The organism is Roseateles sp. P5_B10 (assembly GCF_056400485.1).
This window is the reverse complement of sequence record NZ_JBFULE010000539.1, coordinates 1-3,671: the sequence shown is the minus strand read 5'-3', so window position 1 is coordinate 3,671 and position 3,671 is coordinate 1. Positions and strand designations below refer to the sequence as shown.

The 3,671-nt window shown below is 66.5% G+C and carries 5 protein-coding genes; all 5 read right to left on the bottom strand.

What is annotated here, in order from left to right; genetic code table 11:
• Positions 1–275, bottom strand: a 275-nt coding sequence (locus AC1DU6_RS23450) for an SDR family NAD(P)-dependent oxidoreductase (RefSeq protein WP_477859982.1), incomplete at its 3' end; no start/stop codon positions are given.
• Between the two features lie 107 nt (positions 276–382).
• A complete protein-coding gene (adk, locus tag AC1DU6_RS23445) occupies positions 383–1,036 on the bottom strand; it encodes an adenylate kinase (protein ID WP_477859980.1) in 654 nt (217 codons plus the stop codon).
• Between the two features lie 99 nt (positions 1,037–1,135).
• The gene (gene kdsB, locus AC1DU6_RS23440; protein WP_457324281.1) at positions 1,136–1,873 is read right to left on the bottom strand and encodes a 3-deoxy-manno-octulosonate cytidylyltransferase; all 738 of its coding nucleotides are present in this window, start codon (positions 1,871–1,873) and stop codon (positions 1,136–1,138) included.
• A gap of 145 nt (positions 1,874–2,018) precedes the next feature.
• Positions 2,019–2,621 (bottom strand): DUF1326 domain-containing protein, encoded by a 603-nt coding sequence (locus AC1DU6_RS23435; RefSeq protein WP_457323038.1) that lies wholly within the window; start codon positions 2,619–2,621, stop codon positions 2,019–2,021.
• A gap of 145 nt (positions 2,622–2,766) precedes the next feature.
• Positions 2,767–3,671 (bottom strand): cation:proton antiporter domain-containing protein (locus tag AC1DU6_RS23430; protein WP_477859978.1); only part of this gene is annotated, 905 nt, incomplete at its 5' end.

Genomic DNA, 3,671 nt, shown 5'->3' with positions numbered 1-3,671 from the left:
GTCTTGATGGCCGGCGCGATGCCGGCGCAGTTGACGAGGCCGACCAGCTTGCCCAGGCCCGTGGCTGCAGCGACGGCAGCCTGGCCATCAGCCTCCTGGCTGACGTCGCATTTGACGAAGAGGCCACCGAGCTCGGCGGCCACGGCCTGGCCACGTTCGGCCTGCAGATCGGCGATGACGACCTTGGCACCGTGGGCCGCCAGCATGCGGGCCGTGCCTTCACCGAGGCCCGAGGCGCCGCCGGTGACGATGAACACCTTGCCTGCAATTTCCATGATGAGGATCTCCTGGGTATGGGGAACGGTTGACGTAAACGTCAATTGTGGACGACAAAAAAGCCGCGGGGCATGCGCGCCGCGGCTTGTTCTTGGGGTGAGAACGCTCAGGCCAGCGCGGCCAGGGCCTTCTTCATGATGTCGTCGACCGAACCGACGCCTTCGATGCGGCGGTACTTGGGTGCATTGGCATCGCCCGTGGCGGCCCACTGCGAGTAGTAGTCGACCAGAGGCCGGGTCTGGGCCGAATAGACATCCAGGCGCTTCTTGACCGTCTCTTCCTTGTCGTCCTCCCGCTGGACCAGCGGCTCGCCGGTCTCGTCGTCCTTGCCTTCGACCTTGGGTGGATTGAACTTGACGTGATAGGTGCGGCCTGAGGCCACATGCACGCGGCGGCCGCTCATGCGTTCGATGATGGCGTCGAAGGGCACGTCGATCTCGAGCACGTAATCCAGCTTGACGCCGGCAGCCTTCATTGCATCGGCCTGAGGGATGGTGCGCGGGAAGCCGTCRAAGAGGAAACCCTTGGCGCAGTCGTCCTGGGCRATGCGYTCCTTGACGAGGCCGATGATGATGTCGTCGCTGACGAGGGCGCCCGAATCCATGACGGCCTTGGCGGCCAGGCCCATTTGTGTGCCGGCCTTGATAGCGGCGCGCAGCATGTCACCGGTGGAGATCTGCGGAATGCTGAATTGCTTGCAGATGAAGGCAGCTTGGGTGCCTTTGCCGGCGCCTGGCGCGCCCAGAAGGATCAATCGCATGGGTCTCCTCGTCTCGTCAGGACTGTGAAAAAGTCCTGCATAAATCAGCGGTCGAGTATCGCATGCGGCCTTATCTGAGCCTGACGCCGCAGACCCGCGTCAACCCTCGATGAGACGCCTCACGCGCTCCAGATCCTCGGGCGTGTCCACGCCGGGGCCGGGCCGCTCGTCGCTCACGTGCACGGCGATGCGCTCGCCGTGCCAGAGCACGCGCAACTGCTCCAGCGACTCGATCTGCTCCAGGGGGCTGACGGCCAGCGTGGGGAAGCGACGCAGGAAGCCGGCGCGGTAGGCATACAGGCCGACATGGCGCAGCGCGCCGTTGGGCTGGCCGCCGCCGTCGCGCCACCAGGCGATGGGCGCGCGTGAGAAATACAGCGCACGGCCGGCCTTGTCGGTGACCAGCTTGACGACATTCGGGTTCGCGAACTCAGAAGGATCGGTCAGCGCATGCGCGACGGTGGCCATCACGCAGTCGGCCTGGGCGGCCAGCATCAGTGCGCAGGCGTCGATCATGGCCGGTGCGATCAGCGGTTCGTCACCTTGCACGTTGACGACAACGGCGTCGTCAGCCAGCCCGAGCTGCTCGACGGCTTCGGCGAGACGGTCACTACCGGACGGATGGTCGGCCCGCGTCATCAGCGCGCGCACACCGTGGGTGGCGCAGGCGGCCGCGACTTCGGGCGCATCGGTCGCCACGACGATCTGGCTGGCACCGGACTCGGCCGCGCGGCGCGCCACGCGCACGATCATCGGCAGGCCGGCAATGTCGGCCAGCGGTTTGTTCGGCAGCCGCGTCGATGCCAGGCGCGCGGGGATGATGACGGTGAAGCTCATTGGTGCACCCGTCGGCCTGCGGCCTTGCCTGGCCGACAGCGCGGCCAGGCGTTCGCCAGGCATGGGATGCCCACAGGGCATCCCATGTCCGGGCTCACTCCCGCCAAGCGGGAGCGAGCTTGCTTGGGGCGGCCCGGCGCGGCGCTCATGCGTCGAAGACGAAGGTGCTCTGCAGCGCGTTGTGGTTCTTGAGATCGAGATCGATGCCCAGTGCCGGGTTCTTGGAGCGGTAGGTCGGGGCCTTGCCGACAAACACCGGCGCGCCCGGCACCGTCGAGAACACGGTGTCGGACAAGGTCGTCAGCCCACCCATCGCACCGCGATAGGGCTCGAGTTCGGCGTAGTAATTCGTGCCGATCTCGAGGATGCCCTTGCCGTCTTGCACGGTGAACTTGATGGGGGCCCGCTCGACCGACACCACCGTGCCAATGAGGGCAGCGAGATCGGCGACCGGCCCGCCGGCCTGGCCCGTGTAGACCTTGAGCAGGGCCGCCTCCTGCGCCGCCGAGGCCTTGTCATCGACAAAGATTGCGGCGGTCCAGTTGCCTTTGAGGATGTTGCCGGGGACGTGGGCCACGGCCGCGATGGTGTTGCCGCCGACGTCCACGCCGTCGATCACGCCCTTGTCGATGCGCCAGGCGACGATGGTGTCGCAGGTGCCGTTGTCTGGGTCCTCGCCGATCCAGCAGGGACACAGCACGTTGCAGTTGCAAACCTCCAGCAGACGACCTTCCAAGTGATAGCCCATATGACTCTCCGTCAAAGCCAAACACAATGAACTTGTCGCCGTGGCTCGGCCGGCAAGGCAAAAATCATCCTACGCCGCGGTGCCGGGTCGAGTCCAGGTTCGTTGAAGACGGCATCCTCAATCGATCACCCCTACTTCGTCGCATCTACTCCGTCGCATCGGCATTCGCCGCCCGCAGCGGATCCGACACCTCCAGCCAATCCAGATCGTTCTCCAGCGTGTGGAAGGCGTCGTCGCCGATCTCGCCGGCGTCGCGCATGGCCAGCAGCACCTGCCGGGCCGCCTGCAGCGCGGCGCGGTAGCTGTTGTCGTACTCGGCACCGAATGAAGCGAACGGGCTGCCGCTGTCATGCAGCGGCCGGCCCAGGTGCATCTTCAGGTTCTTGCGCACCAGGCTCACGGCGGCGGAGCTGTCTGCGGGCAGTTGCTCAAAGGCGGCCTCCAGCATGCGCTGGCGCGCGGCATGCTCTTCATGCGCCACCGGGTCGCCGTCCTTCAGATTGAGCGCGCGCAGCAAAGGCTTCAGTGTCAGCCCCTGGATCAGCAGCGTGCCCAGCACCACGAGAAAGGCCGTCAGCACGATCAGGTCGCGGGCCGGAAAGCCTTCGGGCAGCGCCAGCGCCGCCGCGAGCGTGACGATGCCGCGCATGCCCGCCCAGGAGATCACCAGGCCGCTGCCCACGCTGGGCCGCAGCATCGGCCGCGGCGGATTGAAGCCGTGGCGGTGGTCACGCCAGCGGATCGCGGCGTTGAAGGACATGTGCCAGGCGACGCGCACGACGATGACGGTAACCAGCACGGCGGCGGCCACCAGCAGGTATTGCGTTCGCGCCGACGGCTCCAGCGCCATCAGGATGGGGCGGATCTGCAACCCGATGAAGATGAACGCAAAAATGTTCAGCGCGAACACCACCGTGGCCCAGACCGCGTTGGTGGGGATGCGAACACGGGCAGGGATGCGCGCCGGTGCCATGCGCGCCAGCGTCATGGCGAAGCAGACCGTGGTCAGCACGCCCGACAGCCCGACATGCTCCGCCAGCTGCCACACGC